Annotated in this window: 17 protein-coding genes; 11 read left to right on the forward strand and 6 right to left on the reverse strand. The window is 70.7% G+C overall.

Features of this window, described 5'->3' with window-relative positions:
- Nucleotides 1–60: 60 nt before the first annotated feature.
- The gene (locus AC3AGO_RS30710) at nucleotides 61–1,020 is read right to left on the reverse strand and encodes a LysR family transcriptional regulator (RefSeq protein WP_487823527.1); all 960 of its coding nucleotides are present in this window, start codon (nucleotides 1,018–1,020) and stop codon (nucleotides 61–63) included.
- A 118-nt stretch (nucleotides 1,021–1,138) separates the two neighbouring features.
- On the opposite strand from AC3AGO_RS30710, the gene AC3AGO_RS30715 reads away from it, so the two are divergent.
- From AC3AGO_RS30715 to AC3AGO_RS30730, 4 genes are all read left to right on the forward strand, one after another.
- Nucleotides 1,139–2,407: a CaiB/BaiF CoA transferase family protein gene (locus AC3AGO_RS30715; RefSeq protein WP_487823528.1), complete on the forward strand. Its 1,269-nt coding sequence runs from the start codon at nucleotides 1,139–1,141 to the stop codon at nucleotides 2,405–2,407.
- 68 nt (nucleotides 2,408–2,475) lie between these two features.
- Nucleotides 2,476–3,642 (forward strand): acyl-CoA dehydrogenase family protein, encoded by a 1,167-nt coding sequence (locus AC3AGO_RS30720; protein ID WP_487823529.1) that lies wholly within the window; start codon nucleotides 2,476–2,478, stop codon nucleotides 3,640–3,642.
- 48 nt (nucleotides 3,643–3,690) lie between these two features.
- Nucleotides 3,691–4,707, forward strand: coding sequence for a zinc-binding dehydrogenase (locus AC3AGO_RS30725; protein ID WP_487823530.1), 1,017 nt, complete (start codon nucleotides 3,691–3,693; stop codon nucleotides 4,705–4,707).
- A gap of 378 nt (nucleotides 4,708–5,085) precedes the next feature.
- Nucleotides 5,086–6,483 (forward strand): MFS transporter, encoded by a 1,398-nt coding sequence (locus AC3AGO_RS30730; protein WP_487823531.1) that lies wholly within the window; start codon nucleotides 5,086–5,088, stop codon nucleotides 6,481–6,483.
- Between the two features lie 143 nt (nucleotides 6,484–6,626).
- Here AC3AGO_RS30730 and AC3AGO_RS30735 read toward each other — a convergent pair whose 3' ends face one another.
- Nucleotides 6,627–7,244 (reverse strand): TetR/AcrR family transcriptional regulator, encoded by a 618-nt coding sequence (locus AC3AGO_RS30735; protein WP_487823532.1) that lies wholly within the window; start codon nucleotides 7,242–7,244, stop codon nucleotides 6,627–6,629.
- 84 nt (nucleotides 7,245–7,328) lie between these two features.
- Here AC3AGO_RS30735 and AC3AGO_RS30740 point away from each other — a divergent pair, with 84 nt between their 5' ends.
- The 6 genes from AC3AGO_RS30740 to AC3AGO_RS30765 all read left to right on the forward strand — a co-directional run bounded on the left by AC3AGO_RS30740 (nucleotide 7,329) and on the right by AC3AGO_RS30765 (nucleotide 9,940).
- The gene (locus AC3AGO_RS30740) at nucleotides 7,329–8,060 is read left to right on the forward strand and encodes an SDR family oxidoreductase (protein ID WP_487823533.1); all 732 of its coding nucleotides are present in this window, start codon (nucleotides 7,329–7,331) and stop codon (nucleotides 8,058–8,060) included.
- A gap of 450 nt (nucleotides 8,061–8,510) precedes the next feature.
- Nucleotides 8,511–8,693 carry a hypothetical protein gene (locus tag AC3AGO_RS30745; protein ID WP_487823534.1) on the forward strand — a complete coding sequence of 61 codons (183 nt, stop codon included), beginning with the start codon at nucleotides 8,511–8,513 and terminating at the stop codon, nucleotides 8,691–8,693.
- A complete protein-coding gene (locus AC3AGO_RS30750) occupies nucleotides 8,690–9,103 on the forward strand; it encodes a hypothetical protein (RefSeq protein WP_487823535.1) in 414 nt (137 codons plus the stop codon). The genes AC3AGO_RS30745 and AC3AGO_RS30750 overlap by 4 nt, the downstream gene beginning before the upstream one ends.
- A 14-nt stretch (nucleotides 9,104–9,117) precedes the next feature.
- Nucleotides 9,118–9,363, forward strand: coding sequence for a hypothetical protein (locus tag AC3AGO_RS30755; RefSeq protein WP_487823536.1), 246 nt, complete (start codon nucleotides 9,118–9,120; stop codon nucleotides 9,361–9,363).
- Nucleotides 9,364–9,413: 50 nt separating this feature from the next.
- A complete protein-coding gene (locus AC3AGO_RS30760) occupies nucleotides 9,414–9,686 on the forward strand; it encodes a hypothetical protein (protein ID WP_487823537.1) in 273 nt (90 codons plus the stop codon).
- A complete protein-coding gene (locus tag AC3AGO_RS30765; protein WP_487823538.1) occupies nucleotides 9,683–9,940 on the forward strand; it encodes a hypothetical protein in 258 nt (85 codons plus the stop codon). The genes AC3AGO_RS30760 and AC3AGO_RS30765 overlap by 4 nt, the downstream gene beginning before the upstream one ends.
- Nucleotides 9,941–10,024: 84 nt before the next feature.
- Here the strand turns inward: AC3AGO_RS30765 and AC3AGO_RS30770 are convergent, their stop codons facing one another.
- Together AC3AGO_RS30770 and AC3AGO_RS30775 are read right to left on the reverse strand one after the other, a co-directional pair.
- On the reverse strand, nucleotides 10,025–11,269 hold the full coding sequence (locus AC3AGO_RS30770; RefSeq protein ID WP_487823539.1) for an SLC13 family permease: 1,245 nt from the start codon (nucleotides 11,267–11,269) through the stop codon (nucleotides 10,025–10,027).
- Between the two features lie 328 nt (nucleotides 11,270–11,597).
- Complete coding sequence (locus AC3AGO_RS30775) at nucleotides 11,598–12,836, reverse strand: PrpF domain-containing protein (protein ID WP_487823540.1); 1,239 nt, start codon at nucleotides 12,834–12,836, stop codon at nucleotides 11,598–11,600.
- 127 nt (nucleotides 12,837–12,963) lie between these two features.
- On the opposite strand from AC3AGO_RS30775, the gene AC3AGO_RS30780 reads away from it, so the two are divergent.
- Nucleotides 12,964–13,932 carry a LysR family transcriptional regulator gene (locus AC3AGO_RS30780; RefSeq protein ID WP_487823541.1) on the forward strand — a complete coding sequence of 323 codons (969 nt, stop codon included), beginning with the start codon at nucleotides 12,964–12,966 and terminating at the stop codon, nucleotides 13,930–13,932.
- Nucleotides 13,933–13,957: 25 nt separating this feature from the next.
- Here AC3AGO_RS30780 and AC3AGO_RS30785 read toward each other — a convergent pair whose 3' ends face one another.
- Nucleotides 13,958–14,725 carry a S1 family peptidase gene (locus AC3AGO_RS30785; protein WP_487823542.1) on the reverse strand — a complete coding sequence of 256 codons (768 nt, stop codon included), beginning with the start codon at nucleotides 14,723–14,725 and terminating at the stop codon, nucleotides 13,958–13,960.
- A gap of 201 nt (nucleotides 14,726–14,926) precedes the next feature.
- On the reverse strand, nucleotides 14,927–15,112 hold the full coding sequence (locus tag AC3AGO_RS30790; protein ID WP_487823543.1) for a hypothetical protein: 186 nt from the start codon (nucleotides 15,110–15,112) through the stop codon (nucleotides 14,927–14,929).
- Nucleotides 15,113–15,470 lie beyond the last annotated feature (358 nt).

A 15,470-nucleotide genomic window follows, 5' to 3' on the forward strand; every position in this document is an offset into this window, starting at 1 on the left:
GCCTCTCGGCCATCGCTCCCTCTCCGTCATCGGTCCCTCTCCGTCAGCGGGCCCTCTCCCTCATGGGGCTTCCTCCGCTTTCCAGGGTTCCGGGCTCTGTGTCTGCGCCGAGGGCCATCTGCCGTCGGCCACCGCCGAGTCGACCTGCCGTACGAGCTCACGGGCGACGACCTCGACGGCGGGCGGCGTACGGCCGGCCCGCGCGGTACCGAGCACGATCGAGCGCCACACGTCCGGCTCGCACAGCGGCGCGGCGCTGAGCGTTCCGCGGGTGACGTCGTCGGCGATGCCCAGGCCGGGCAGGATGGTCCAGCCGTGTCCGGCTTCCACGAGCTGTTTCTGTACGCGCATGGAGTTGGTCTGGACGACGACGTCCATCTCCTCCTCGGCTCGCACCGCTGCCGCGTCGATGAGCGTACGCAGCGCGTGCCCTGCCGCCGGCATCACCAGCGGGTGCGCCGCCGCCTCGGCGAACGGCACCGGCTGCTCGGGCCGCAGCCCGGCGTCGGCGGGCGCGACGGCCCACAAGTGCTCGCGGGCCAGCGGGCGGGCATTGAGCGAGGGTGTGCTGTTCAAGTTGTAGAGCAGAGTCAGGTCGAGGTCGCCGTCGTCGAGCCACTGCTGCAGATAGCCCGAGTAGGCGGTCATCAGCCGGAGTTCGATGCCCGGGTGGTCGCGTGTGACGGCCGAAACCAGCGGCTCGGCGAGGAGGTCCGTCGCGCTCTCCAGCAGGCCGACGGTGACGATGCCGGACACCACGCCGGGGGTGGGCTGCACTTCGGCGCGGGCCCGCTCCAGCTCGCCGAGGGCGCGCCGGGCCCGGTCGACGACGATCGCGCCGGCATCGGTGGGCCGCATGCCCTGCCGGGTGCGCTCGAAGAGCGGGGCGCCGAGCTCCTGTTCCAGGGTGCGGATCTGCCGGGTGACGGCGGGCTGTACGAGGTGCAGCAGCTCGGCGGCCCGCGTCACACTGCCCACCTCGGCCACCGTGACGAGCGCCTTGAGCTGTTTGACGTCCACAGTCCCGACTCCATCCGCACCACGCATGGTGCCATCAGTGATTGCTATTTCCCGCGCATATCAATGAGTGTTCATGATGGTACTTCGCCGTGGGACACGCCTGCTCCTGGAGGTCCGCATGACCGAGCACACTGCCGAACACACCCCCGAGCACACCGATGACCAGCACGCCGGAGACGAGCGCACGGGAGACGGACACACCGAGGAACTGCCGCTCGCCGGCATCACCGTGGTGAGTGTCGAACAGGCCGTCGCGGCCCCCTTCGCCACCCGCCAGCTCGCCGACCTCGGAGCCAGGGTCATCAAGGTCGAGCGCCCGGGAGGCGGGGACTTCGCCCGCCGGTACGACACGACGGTGCACGGCGAGTCCAGCTATTTCGTGTGGCTCAACCGGTCCAAGGAGTCGGTGACACTCGACCTCAAATCGGAACGCGGCCGGGACATCCTGGAGCAACTCCTCGGCGAGGCCGACGTGTTCGTACAGAACCTGGCACCGGGAGCGGCGGACCGGCTGGGCCTCGGCGCGGACGCGCTCGCGCGGCGGCATCCGTCACTGATCGCCTGCGCCGTGACCGGCTTCGGCTCCACCGGCCCGTGGGCCCACCGCAAGGCGTACGACCTGCTCGTCCAGTGCCAGACCGGCCTGGTCTCGCTGACCGGCAACGAACACGGTTCGGCGCGCGCCGGCGTGTCCGTCGCCGACATCGCCGCCGGCATGTACGCCTACTCGGGCATCCTCACCGCCCTGTTCACCCGGGCGACGACCGGCCGGGCCCGCGCCGTGGAGGTCTCCCTGTTCGAGGCGCTCGCCGAATGGATGAGCCAGCCCGCCAACTACACCCGCCACAGCGGCATTCAGCCTCCGCGCATCGGCACCCAGCACGCCACGATCGCCCCGTACGGCGCCTACACCGCGTCCGACGGCAAGGACGTCCTCTTCTCCATCCAGAACGAACGCGAATGGGCCGCGCTGTGCGAGCAGTTCCTCGGCGACCCCGGCCTCACCGCCGACCCGCGGTTCGCCACAGGCGCCGACCGGGTGGCGCACCGCGAGGAGTTGAACGCGCTCGTCGCCGAGCGGTTCCGCGCCTCGGACAGCGAGGAGGCCATGAAACTCCTCGACCGGGCGGGCATCGCCAACGCCGGGGTCAACGATGTCGAGGAGTTCCTGGCCCACCCCGTGCTCAGCGGCCGGAACCGCTGGCAGGACGTACACATCCCGGGCGGCTTCGCCGTACCCGCACTCCGGCCGCCGGCGGACCTGGCCGGCACGCCGCCGCGCATGGACCCCGTACCCGCCGCCGGCGAGCACACCGAGGCGGTGCTGGCCGAACTCGGCCACGCCGCCGAGGAGATCGAAGCCCTGCGCGCCGGACACGTCATCTGAACCAGCCCCGTCATCCGAGCACGCCCGCCACCTGGGACGCCGCCCCCACCCGCAAGGAGCCGCACAGCATGAGCACCCTCGACATCCTGTCCGAGGACGAACAGTTCATCGTCAGCACGGTGCACGACTTCATCGACAAGGACGTCAAGCCCGTCGTGCGGGAACTGGAGCACGCCAACACCTACCCCGAGGCGCTCATCGAGCAGATGAAGCAGCTCGGCATCTTCGGCCTGGCCGTCCCCGAGGAGTACGGCGGCACCCCCGTCTCCACCCCCTGCTACGTCCTCATCACCGAGGAACTCGCCCGCGGCTGGATGAGCCTGGCCGGCGCCATGGGCGGGCACACCGTGGTCGCCAAGCTGCTGCTGCACTTCGGCACCGAGGAACAGAAGCGGCACTATCTGCCGAAGATGGCCACCGGCGAGATCCGCGCGACCATGGCCCTGACCGAACCGGGCGGCGGCTCCGACCTCCAGGCCCTGCGCACCACCGCCCGGCCCGAGAGCGACGGCTATGTGGTCAACGGCTCGAAGACGTGGATCACCAACTCCCGCCGCTCGCAGCTGATCGCCCTGCTGTGCAAGACCGATCCGGACGCCGAGCCCGCCCACCGCGGCATCTCCATCCTCCTCGTCGAGCACGGCCCCGGCCTGACCGTCTCCCGCGACCTGCCCAAACTCGGCTACAAGGGCGTCGAGAGCTGCGAACTCGCCTTCGACGACTACCGTGCACCCGCCGGCGCCGTCCTCGGCGGCACCGAGGGCAAGGGCTTCGCGCAGATGATGAAGGGCCTGGAGACCGGCCGCCTCCAGGTCGCCGCCCGCGCCCTCGGCGTCGGCCGGGCCGCACTGGAGGACTCCCTCGCGTACGCGCAGGAACGCGAGTCCTTCGGCAAGCCCATCTGGAAGCACCAGTCCATCGGCAACTACCTTGCCGACTCGGCCACTTCACTCACCGCGGCCCGCCAGCTCACCCTGCACGCAGCGCGCGAGGCCGACGCCGGACGCCGCGTGGACATGGAGGCGGGCATGGCCAAGCTCTTCGCGTCCGAGACCGCCATGGAGATCGCCATGAACGCGGTGCGCATCCACGGCGGTTACGGCTACTCCACCGAGTACGACGTGGAACGCTACTTCCGCGACGCCCCCCTGATGATCGTCGGCGAGGGCACCAACGAGATCCAGCGCAACGTCATCGCAAGCCAACTCGTCAAGCGCGGCGGCCTCGACACTTGACCGCAGCCTCACGCAGAGGCCCCACAAGACACTCCGGGAGTGATGCCGATGTCCGGCTCCGCCAGCGACATGCGTGCCGCGTTCATGCCCACCGCGGGCGCGATCGACGTGGGGGAGTTCCCCGTACCGTCCCCGGCCGCAGGGGAGGTCCTGGTGGAGATGCACCACGCCTCGGTCTGCGGGTCGGACGTCCACATCGTCTTCGACGGATTCCACCGCCCCGAACGGCTCGGCACACCCGGCTATCCCGGACACGAGGGCGTAGGCGTGATCGTCGACAGCCGCGTACCCGGACTGCCTGAAGGAACCGGCGTGCTGACGGTCCCTCCGGGCCGGCTGGGCGGCTGCTTCGCCGAATTCCAGGTCGTCAGCGGGGACTACGTGATCCCGCTGGCCCCCGGCGAGAGCCTTCAACGGCTGCTCCCGGCACAGCAGTTGGGCACGACCGTCTACGCCCTGAAGAAGTTCCTCCGGCATCCGGAGGCCCGCGACGGCGCCACCGCGGCGATCATCGGCGCCGGCTCGGCAGGGCTGTTCTTCCTCCAGCAACTGCTGCGCCGCGGCTACGAGACGGTCGTCGTGTCCGACCTCGACCCCGGCCGGCTGCGGCACGCGTCCGAGCTCGGCGCCACACGTACCGTCCGCAGCCCTCAGGAGTCCGTCGTGGACGCGGTGTCGGAGGCCACGGCCGGCGCGGGCGCCGACCTGGTGATCGAGGCCGCCGGCTACGACGTGTGCCGGGCCGCCGCCGTCGAAGCTGTACGCGACCAGGGCACCATCGGCTTCTTCGGCTATCCGGAACGGCAGGACCCGGCCCCCTTCCCGGTCCTTCAGGCCTTCCGCAAGCGGCTGACCATGGAGTGGCTCAGCGGAACCCAGTCCGAACCCGGCCTGGCCTCCTTCCGCGAGGCCCTCGACCTCATCCGCCGCGGCGAGATCGCCGTGGACCACTGCCTCGGTACGGCATACCCGCTGGAGGACACAGCCCAGGCCCTGACCGCCGCCCGCACCCAGGCGAACGGCGCGGCAAAGGTCAACGTGACCCTCCCGGCCGGCGCCCGGTGACCGCGGCGGCGCGGCCCCACCGAGCTGAACACCCGGGCGGGCCGCACCGTACGACGCCCCGTCAGGCCGCGGCGATGTCGACGTCGTCTCGCCCGGCCGCCCCACCACCGCCCGGCTCACGCCCCCGCGAGGCTGTTCACCGCAGCGGAAACGCGTGATGCCGTCCACGCATTCGGCCATCACGGCTTTCTATTGTTCAGCCGCCGCCCCCAGGCCACATGATGAGGGCCGCCCGAGCCCGGATGCCGCCCCGTGACCGGATGAGCGCCTCCTGGCCCGCACCTCCGAAGCCGGCGTACCGGAAGGAGAGCGGCTTCGCCCTGCCCGCGCTCCGGGACGGCGCGCGCAGCCCCAGCGACCAGAGCAACGGAGCTTTCCATGTCGCAGCACCCCACACCCGCCCCCGCCAAACCCGCCGTCGTGTCCAACGTCGTCCGCGGCTGCCTGGGAAACCTGATCGAGTGGTACGACTGGTTCGCCTACGCCACGTTCAGCATCTACTTTGCGACCGTCTTCTTCCCCCAGGGCGACCAGACAGCTCAACTCCTGTCCACGGCGGCGGTCTTCGCCGTCGGCTTCCTCATGAGACCGCTCGGCGGCTGGCTGCTGGGCCTGTACGCCGACCGCTTCGGCCGCCGGGCCGCGCTCACCCTGTCCGTCACCATGATGAGCGCCGGTTCGCTGGCCATCGCTGTCGCTCCCGGGTACGGCTCCATAGGCCTGCTGGCGCCCACGATCCTGGTCCTCGCCCGGCTCGTCCAAGGGCTGTCCGTGGGCGGCGAGTTCGGCTCCAGCGCCTCGTATCTCGCCGAGATCGCCCCGCCGGGCCGGCGCGGCTTCTACTCCAGCTTCCAGTACGTGTCCATCGTGCTCGGCCAGCTGTGTGCCCTCGTCGTGATGATCGTGCTCCAGCAGTTGCTGACGGAACAGCAGATGGAGGGCTGGGGCTGGCGCGTTCCGTTCGTCATCGGCGCCGTGGCCGGCCTCGTGGTCACATACCTGCGGCGCTCGATGACGGAGTCGGAACACTTCGAGCAGGAGAGGGCCAAGTCGGCCGAGCAGGGCGGCATTTCGCGGAAGCGGAGGGGCCTGCTGGCACTGTGCACCGAGTACCCGCGCGAGCTGATCGCCGTGTTCGGTCTCGCCATCGGCGGCACCGTCACCTTCTACACGTACACCACGTACTTGCAGAAGTACCTGGTCAACACCGCGGGCATCCCCAAGTCCACAGTCTCGGTCATCGGTTTCGCCGCGCTGTTCCTCTACATGCTCCTGCACCCGCTGGTGGGCGCCCTGTCCGATCGTGTCGGCCGCCGCCCGGTCATGTTCGTCTTCTCGATCGGCCTGATGCTGCTGACCGTGCCGCTCCTCACCTTCCTCGGCGGCAACGGCAACCCGTGGATCGCGTTCGCCCTGATGACCCTCGGATTGTTCTTCGTGACGGGCTACTCGGCCCTCGCGCCCATCATCAAGGCCGAGATGTTCCCGACGAAGGTGCGCGCGCTGGGAGTCGGACTCCCGCACGCGCTGGTCACCGCGCTCTTCGGCGGCCTCACCGAGCCCCTCGCCCTCGCCCTGAAGCAGAGCGGCAACGAGACGCTGTTCTTCTGGTACGTGACGGGCTGCCTCGCGCTGACCTTCTTCGCCACCCTCCGCGTCCGCGAACCGATGAAGGCCTCCGCCCTGGAGACGGACCTCGCCCCGTCGCAGACCGGCAACCTCCCACAGGAGCCGAACCGGCCGGCCGACGCACAACGCCCCGCCGCAGAACGGTAGTCCGACCCGAAGGGGCGACGCCGGACCGTGTCGCCCCGCCTCGCTTCTCCTCGCCTGGCTCTGCATCGGCACTGGGCTACCCCCCCGCACGTGGCTGACGGCCCTGCCCGCCATCGAACGGCGGAGTCGCTTCCGGCCGGTGCTCACGTCGCGTTGCCGCGCAGCAGCGCCGTGGCCGCGTGCGTGGCGCGGGTGGCGACATCCTCGGGTGAAAGGCGGGAGCGGGTCAGGAAGTCCTCCGCGTCCAGGGTGATGTAGCCGTGGGCCAGGGAGAAGAGCTGTTCGAGCAGGAGTAGCGCCCGGGCAGGATCGGTGTGGCCCGCCTCCCGTGCGAGGTCGAGCAGCAGCGTCATCAAGTCGCGGCCGGCCCGGGCCAGTTCGGCGTCGCGCAGCGGCCTCAGCTCCCGGGCGAAGATCACGTCAAGACCGGCGCCGCGGTCGGACACGTGCCGCACGTATGCCCCTGCGGTGGCCGCGAGCCGGTCGACCGGGTCGGGGCCGGCCGCCTGTGCGGCGGTCTCCATGGCGTGGGTGAGCTCGTCGGCGGCCTGTGCCGCGACGACAGCGAGCAGCGCCTCCCGGTTGCGGAAGTGGCGGTACGGGGCGGCGGTGCTCACCTTGAGTCTGCGGGCGAGTTCGGCGACGGAGAAGCCGGCCATCCCCTTCTCGGAGAGCAGCGCGAAACTCTCGGCGATCAGCGCCGAGCGGAGCTGTCCCCGGGCGGGACGCTCCATGCCCGCCCCCACTGCGGCCTCGGCCACTCCATCCACCTGCCTTGACGAGAAGTAAGAGACCTCTTACTTTAAAAGTGATAGCCCTCTTACTTCTAGTGCTGGAGGCCGCGCGTGACAGGGATAGACGGCAAAGTGGTGGCCATCACGGGCGCGGGCAGCGGGATCGGCGAGGCGAGCGCGCTACTGCTGGCATCGCGCGGTGCGAAGCTCGTCCTCGGAGGGCGTCGTAGCGACCGGCTGGAAGCGCTCGCCGCCCGCATCGAGGCCAAGGGCGGCACAGCTGCCTGGACGACGACGGACGTGCGTCGCCGCGGCGACCTCGCGGACCTGGTGGCGTGCGCCCGCGAGCGCTACGGCGCGCTCGACGTCCTCGTGAACAACGCCGGGATCGGCCCCATCTCCCCGTTCGACGAGCTACGCGTCGAGGACTGGGACCAGATGATCGACGTCAACTTCCGCGGCGTGCTGTACGGGATCGCCGCAGCACTCCCCGTCTTCCGCGAGCAGCGCAAGGGGCAGTTCGTCAACGTCATCTCTACCGCCGGGCTGCGCATCGTGCCGAACCAGGCTGTCTACGCGGCGACGAAGAACGCGGTCCGCACCCTCTCGGAGGGACTGCGCCAGGAAGCCGGGCCCGACCTGCGGGTCACCATGGTCTCGCCCGGCTACGTCGGGACGGAGTTCGCCGACTCGGTCACCAGCCCCACCGTCAAGTCGCAGACCCCGACGGTCGACTTCGCCCTCGGCCCCGACGACATCGCCCGCGCCATCGCCTTCGCGATCGAGCAGCCGTCGAACGTCGACGTCGGCGACATCGTCGTCCGCCCCACGGCCCAGGGCTGACGCTTCGCCGCTCCGCTACGCGACCATGAGCTGCCTCGACGAGACGCTCACCTGGTGGGCGCACACTCAGCCGTCGCGAAGTGCGTCGCCCGCCAAGTCGCTTGGATTTCCCCGAGGTTGCGGGCTGTCGGTGATGCCCATGCTCCAGGCCGCGCCGGCCAAGCGTGTCAGACGTGCACGGCAGGCTGCCCGTACGCCTGTGTGTGGCCACGGGCGTGAGCCGTGCAACAGGAACCTTGATCAGTTTTCCGCCGTGCCGACAGGTCCCCTAGCGTCCCCGGGCCAATCAAACGGGACCGATCGGAGACGGACGACATGGGCAGACGACACCGCCGCCCACCGGGGATACGGGCCGGTCTGCGGGCCTGGTGGCGGCACGTCTGGTGGAACCCGCCGCCCGCGAACCCTCGCCGGAGAGTCCGCGCGCTGTGGGCGTCAACAGTCGGCTGCGTGCTCGGTGGGACCGGGGCGTTGATGGCCGCTGCGGACAACGGCGATGTGTGGCTGTTCGCGCTGTGGGTCGTCTGCGTTCCCATGCTTGTCGTCGGTAATGGCCGGGAGATCCGGCGTATTCAGCGGGAGCTCCGCACGGCCGGCCTGCCACCGGAAGCGAAAAGGAACGTCGAGTCGTGAAGCAAAAGAGAAAGATCTATATCACCGTTGCCGTGGTGACGGTTCTGTCCGCGCTGCTTCTCGCCAGGGGGATTCAGGCGAAGGCCACGGACGACATCTTTTTCGGGTCGGCGCTGCTCGTACTGTGCCTTCTCTCTGCGGTGACGATCGTGCGGCGCGATCCGTCGGCGCAGGAAGTGGAGATGCGTATGGCGGAGGCCGAGGCGCGTCATGACGCCTCCGTGCGTTCACGGGGCTGGAAGGCGTGGCTGGTGCCGGGCGGCCTGGCCGTCATCACAGTGCCCGTGTTGGTCGGGGACATCGCCACGGGCGAGCCGTTGAGGGCCGCGCTCTGGCATGCCGCGTTCTCCGGCGCGGCCGTGGTCCTCTCCGTCCAGCGAATACGCCGCGCGCGGGCGGACAAAGCGTGATGGAGCGTCAGCCCATGCCCGGAATCGCCGCCTACCACCGTCACGAAAGCTGGTCGTCGTTCTTCTTCTGTCTCGCCTTCGCGGTCGTCCTGGCGGGGGCCGAATGGGTTGTCTGGCATGGCGTCGTGCGGCGCTTCGTGTCGGCGGAAGTGGCCGAGGGTGACTACGAGTCCGGGGCGCGGCGGAATACGCGGTGGGGTGTGTACGGGGTCGGCTTGTGTGTGTTCGCTGCCGTCGTGATTGCCCGGGGCGGTTTGTGATTCCTCCGCCGTTCATACCGCCGCACCACCGCAGCCTGTCCGATGTGGTGATGTTTGCGGCCATAGGTATCGGTGCGGGCTTGGGCGGGGTGGTCGGCTCGTACGCGCATCTCGGGCTGGATCCGCTGGCCGTCGGAGGGGGCGGGCTCGTGGCCGGCGGGGCTGTCGGGTACTACCTGGGCGAACGCATCGTCCGGTATCTGAGCAGGTACATGGACGTCGACGCACATGCGGCGGATGCGGGCAGCTACGCGCATGGGTTCCGTCGGATGTGCCGCGACTGGAGACGAGAGCGGCGCGACGGTGAGGAAGGCGGGCTGTGATCCGGCGTCCGGTGAGCCGGGGAGTGCGTGTCGCGTTGACGGTTGTGGCGGCTTACATCGGTCTCGCGTTTCTCATGGACTGGAGGGATCCGGCTGTCGGCCCCGTCGAGTTGGCGGTCATGTTCGCCGCCCAGTGGGGCCTCGCATGGTGGCTCCATTGGTGGAAGAAGCGAGACGAGCGCCGTTGTCGTCGGGCACTCGACGTGGAGCAGGCCGAGGGCGAGCGGCGCGGCGGGACATGGGGCGACGAGTGACCGTGCGCCTGTGTGGTTCGCGACGGGAGGGGCGACGCCGGCCGCGTCGCCCCTCCCGTATAGGCCCCGCCCCCTGACGGCCCGTCAGGACCAGGGGACGACCAGGGCTCCCCAGGCGAGGAGGGGGCCCGCGCCGACGATGCCGGCGGTGTAGCCGATGATCTGGCGGTAGAAGCGCCTGCGGTCGACGCCGCGCGCGTTGCTGAGGACCAGGGCGCCGTTGGTGGAGAACGGGGAGACGTCGACGATCGTGGTGGAGACCGCGAGCGCGGCGATCATGCCGGCGGCACTCAAGTGGCTGGAGAACAGCAGCGGTACGGCGATGGGGATGATCGCGGTGAGGATCGCCGTGGAGGACGCGAAGGCGGAGGTGACCGCCACGGTGAAGCACAGCAGGAGGGCGACCACCAGCGGGGTGCCGACCCCGGCCGCGTGTTCGGAGATCTTGTCGATGATCCCGGCGTGCTCCAGCATCGCGATGTACGTCATCATGCCGGCGACCAGCAGCAGCGTGTGCCAGCTGATGCCGTCGACCGCCTTCTCGTGGCGTTTGGTGTCGAGCAGGGCGAGGACCGCGCCCGCCGCGAGGGCGAGTACGCCGATCTCCAGCTGGAAGCCGAGGGCACCCACGACGAGCGCCGCGAGTGCGACCAGGGTGAGCCCCTGATGCCAGGTCAGCCGTGTCGTGGTCTCCGCCTCCGGTTCGGCGTCCTCCTCGGTGTCGGCAGGCAGGGTCCGGTTGCGCAGCGCGGCGAAAGTGACCAGCGAGAGCAGCAGGTTGACCGCAAAGCTGGCGAAGAACAGCGTTGCCGGGGCGACGACGAGATCGGTGTCCTTGACCATGCCCAGCACCAGCGCACCGGAGACGGCGAGCGGTGAGAACGCCCCCGCGTGCGCGCCGCTGATCACCAGCATGCCGGTCATCAGCGGGTTGATGCCGTAGCGGAAGGCGAAGTTCATCGCGATGGGCACCAGGATGGCGACCGCCGCCGGCGTGAAGGTGCCCAGGGCCGTGAGGATCCCGGCCAGCAGGAACAGCACCCAGGGGATCAGCGAGATGCGGCCGCGCACCAACCGGACCCCGGCGGAGACGAGAAGGTCCACAGTGCCGTTGCGGCGGGCTATGGCGAACAGGTACGTGACGCCGACGATCGTGATGAAGAGATCCACCGGGAAGCCCTTGAAGATCTCTTCCTCGGTGAGGCCGAGCGACGCGGTGCCGACCGCGAACGAGGCGACGAACGCGAGGATGCCGATGTTGATCGGCAGCACGGTGCCGACGACGAACATGACGAGCAGTGCCCCGATGGAGACCAGCTCAGGGGACATCTTCGTCCTCCTAGGGGAAGGGGAAGCGGGGTGGGTGCGGCACTCAACGGCCGCCGGGCGGACGCCGGCCGGGCCCGCCGGACGTCTTCGTGAGCGGCGGGTACGGAACGGCAAGTGGGGGGCGGCGGGGTACGTCGGGGACTCGCCGGCGGAGCCGCCCGAGCCGGGGACGCGCCGTACGGGCGGGACAGGCCCCCGAGTTGGGGCGACCCCGAGTCGGTCCGGCCCCAAGCCGGGCCGGACCGCGCACGGGGCGGGTGGGCCCTGCGCGTGTCCGGGGTGCGGCGGCCTGTGGGTGGGGCCTCCGCGCGAGTGACGTCGCCCGGTGTCAGGCGGCGGCGGTGGTGGCCACGTCGGGGACGAGGATCGCCGCTTCGCACAGGATGCGGGCGGCACGGCAGACGGTGACGCGGGCGGGCCCGTCAGCCGTCATGCCCTCGGAACGGACGGCGAGGACCCCGGCCGGAGTGCCGATGCGCAGCGTGAACCCGCCGACGCGACCTGACGCCTCAGCCGCAACCGCCCCGGCAGCCACCGCCTCAGCAGCGACCGCCCCGGCAGCGCCCACCTCACCAGCGCCCACCCCAACGGCCACCGCCCCAGCAGCGACCGCCTCGGAAACCACCGTCCCCGAAAGGGAGTTGGCGGCGGCGAGGGCGACGGCGGAGGTGAGGCCGATCGCCGGGTGCGGGGAGTTCATGGACAGCATGCGGACGGACACGTCGTGGTCCTCGGCGGCGACGTGCTCCCCGAGGGTGGTGGTGTACGGGTGGGGCGGCCCGACGAGTCCGGCCTTCGGCGCCGCGTCCCCCGGCTCCTGGCCGGGCCGGAGCAGCCCCATACGAGCGGCGGCCGCATGCCGTACCCCCCGCAGCCAGGGCACGTCGGCACGCATCCGGTCGAGCGTCTCGGCGCCGGTACGCCCGGCCCGCAACGCGTCGACGAGCACCACGGGCGCCCCCGCATCCACCATGCTGACCCGCAACGGCCCGTCGCCCGCGGGCAGTTCCTCGGCGGGGAGCTCCTCGGCGGCCGCGCCGGTCGGCAGCAGGGCTCCGGTGGTGCCGCCGCCAGGATTGCGGAAGGTGAGGTCGACGGCGACTCCGCCGGAGAGCGTGCCGGGCACCGTACGGGTGCCGAATTCGTGCACGACCCCGCCCGCCGTGTCGACTTCGGCCTCCAGGACGGAACCGGTGTTGGTGTTGTGCATGACCACCCGGGTGCGGTCCCCGGTGATCGGGACGAGCCCCTTGGCGACGGCGTACAGGGCGATCGCGGTGGCGCAGTTTCCGCAGTTGCTGCCCCACTCCACCGTGCCGGTGCCGATGCCCACCTGGGCGAAGAGATAGTCGACATCCACGTCCGGGCGCGGGCTGGCACCCACGACGGCGGCCTTGGACGTGGTGGGGGTCGCGCCGCCGACGCCGTCCAGCTGGACCGGGTCGGACGCGCCGTACGCGCCCACCAGTACGCGCTCCAGGAGCGCGCGTTCGGCAGGGACGTGCACTTGGTTGAACAGCCAGCACTTGCTGGTGCCGCCGCGGACAAGCGTCGCGGGAATGTGCATGTGAGCAGGGTCTTTCTGTGCGGGGGACGGAAGGCGTCCGGCGGATTGCGTAGACCTTCGCAGGGCACAGGGTTGAGCACAATGTCTCTGTTCTTCACAGGTCTTGAGTGGAGCTAAAGTCGGGGGCATGCTCAACGTACGACGGCTGCTGCTGCTCACCGAGGCCGCCGAGCGCGGCTCGCTCACGGCGGCGTCCGAGGCGCTCGGTATGACGATCTCCGCCGCCTCCCAGCAGATGTCCCAGCTGGAACGGGAGGCGGGTCAGCCCCTCCTGGAGCGGCTGCCGCGCGGCGTACGGCCGACCGCGGCGGGCGCGGAACTGGCGGAACGCGGCCGTACGATCCGCCGCGAACTGCACGCCGCTCAGGCCGACTTGGAGGCGTTCGCGCATCTCGACCGGGGCACATTGCGGCTCGGTTCCTTTCCCACGGCCAGTGCGTCGCTGCTGCCGCCCGCGCTGACCCGCTTCAGCCGGCGGCACCCGGAGATCCGCACCGTCGTACGGGCCGGAGTCCTGGACCGGCTGCGCGACATGCTGCACACCGGCGAGGTCGAGATGGCCCTGATGTGGGAGTACGACTGGAATCGCGTCGACGACGCCGAACTCGCCGTCACCCCGCTGCTCGACGACCCGACCGTCCTCGTCGTACCCGCCGACTCCGCGCTGCTGGAGCGGGACGAGGTCCGGCTCGCCTCCCTGAACGAGCACGAGTGGATCACGCGCGCCGACGAGCACCCGGTGGCCGACGTGCTGAGGCGCAGCTGCCACCAGGCCGGCTTCGAACCGCGCATCGCCTACGAGTCGCACGACTACCAGGAGGCGCAGGCCATGGTCGCCGCCGGCCTCGGTATCGCGCTCGCGCCGCGCCTCGCGCTGACGAACCGGCGCAGCGATGTACGCCTGCTGCCGTTCGCCTCGGACGTGCCGGCCCCCGTACGGCACATTCAGCTGGCCCGGCACCGGCGGCGCGCGGCCACTCCCACCGCGCAGGCGATGGCGCGCGTACTGCGGGCTGTGGCACGCCAGTTCACCGACACCGACCTGGACCGGGCCCAGCTCGGCGCCGTACGCCGCCGCTCCGGTGGCCGCCCCTGACCAGGGCGGCCACCGGAGCGGGCGATCACTTCGCGGTGGTCTGCCCGATCCAGTCGCGGTGGGCGGTCAGGTCGGTGTAGATGCCGGGTCCTGTGGCGCACTTCGGGTCGGAGTCGCCGTCGCGGCTGGTGGCCCCGATGAGTTCCCACTTCCCGGGGCGGCCCTTGATCTGCGGGCCGCCGGAGTCGAGGATGCAGGCCATCGCGTTCTTCTCGGTGCTGCCGGTGCACAGCTCGTTGTCCGCGTCGTAGTTCTCGCTGCACCGCGCGTCGGGGGCGATCCTGGTGTCCAGCTCCTGCAACTTCCGCGGCGGATCCGGGCATTCGCTGCCGTCCTCGCAGGTCATGCCCCAGCCGAGAATCCGGGTGCGGGTCCCTGTCGGCGTGGATGAGGCGGCCACCTTGATGGGCTTCGCATCCACGGGGTGGTCCAGCTTCATGACGGCCACGTCGTTGCGGAACGGCTCGTAGGAGAACTTCGGGTGCGCGACGACCTTGGTGACCTTCGCCGCGGCGCCCTTCGTACGGTCGTGGTCGCCGACCCGCACGGACAGTTGCTTCGCCTCGATGTTCACCGCGCAGTGCCCGGCGGTCACGACCCAGTCCCGCTTGATCAGGGAGGCTCCGCAGTAGTGCTTGCCGTCTTTCTGCAGGCTCGCCATGAACGAGTACGGCGACGTGGCGTCGTGCCCTCCGATGATCGCCGATGCCGACGGTGTCACCGTCACGGTGAGCGCGATCGCCCCCGCCACCGCGCCCACCGTGCACAGTGCCGCCTTGCCGCGCTTGACCATCTGTCCTCCTGTGTCCCCTGGGCCCTGCGGGGCCCCACAGCCACATCGGGACCGGCCGGACCCGACGCCGTCGATCCTGTCCCGGCCGTCACCCGCGCCACATCACCCTTTCCTCCCGGGCGGACTCGCTCGCAAGTCGTACGGCACGGCGGCCGGATCATGCTGTGGGACCACCGCGCGGTACCGGACGTACGGGCCGGATCACCACCGCACCGGCACCGCGCGCAGACCGCCGACGCTGAGGCCCTCGACCTGCTCCAACTCCGCGACGGGTACGGTCAGTTCGAGGGCCGGCGCGGTGAAGTGCTTGCCCATCTGCCGCCGTCGGAGCAGGCGTTCCTCTCCCTTGCCGGGTGCGGCCGGCGACTCGTCACCGTCGGCGGCCACGCCGCCCGCCCCTCGGGGCGATCCGTGCGCCGTTGTCCTCGACGGTGGGCCGCGTGGAGCGGGAGTCCGTCAGCAGCGTCCGGACCGCGTCGTAGCGGCTCGGAATCGGGCCGGTGTCCCCGGTGGGCGGGCCGACGGTGGCGGCCGGGCACTCCCGGCGCAGCTGCTTCCGTTCGGGCGGTTGCCATTCGGGCGGCGAATCCAGCGGGCCGTCGGTGAGCGGCGTCGGGTGGTGCGCCGCGCACCGCCGCTCGTTGCGTACGCTTCCGTGGTTCGGCCTTCCCGGCCCGGCCGGGGAGCTGCGGCGTCCCGTGGGGCCGGCCGCCGCAGAGCTGTGAGAGGTCCCGAAGTGGTGGAG

Source organism: Streptomyces sp. BL1 (assembly GCF_057628045.1).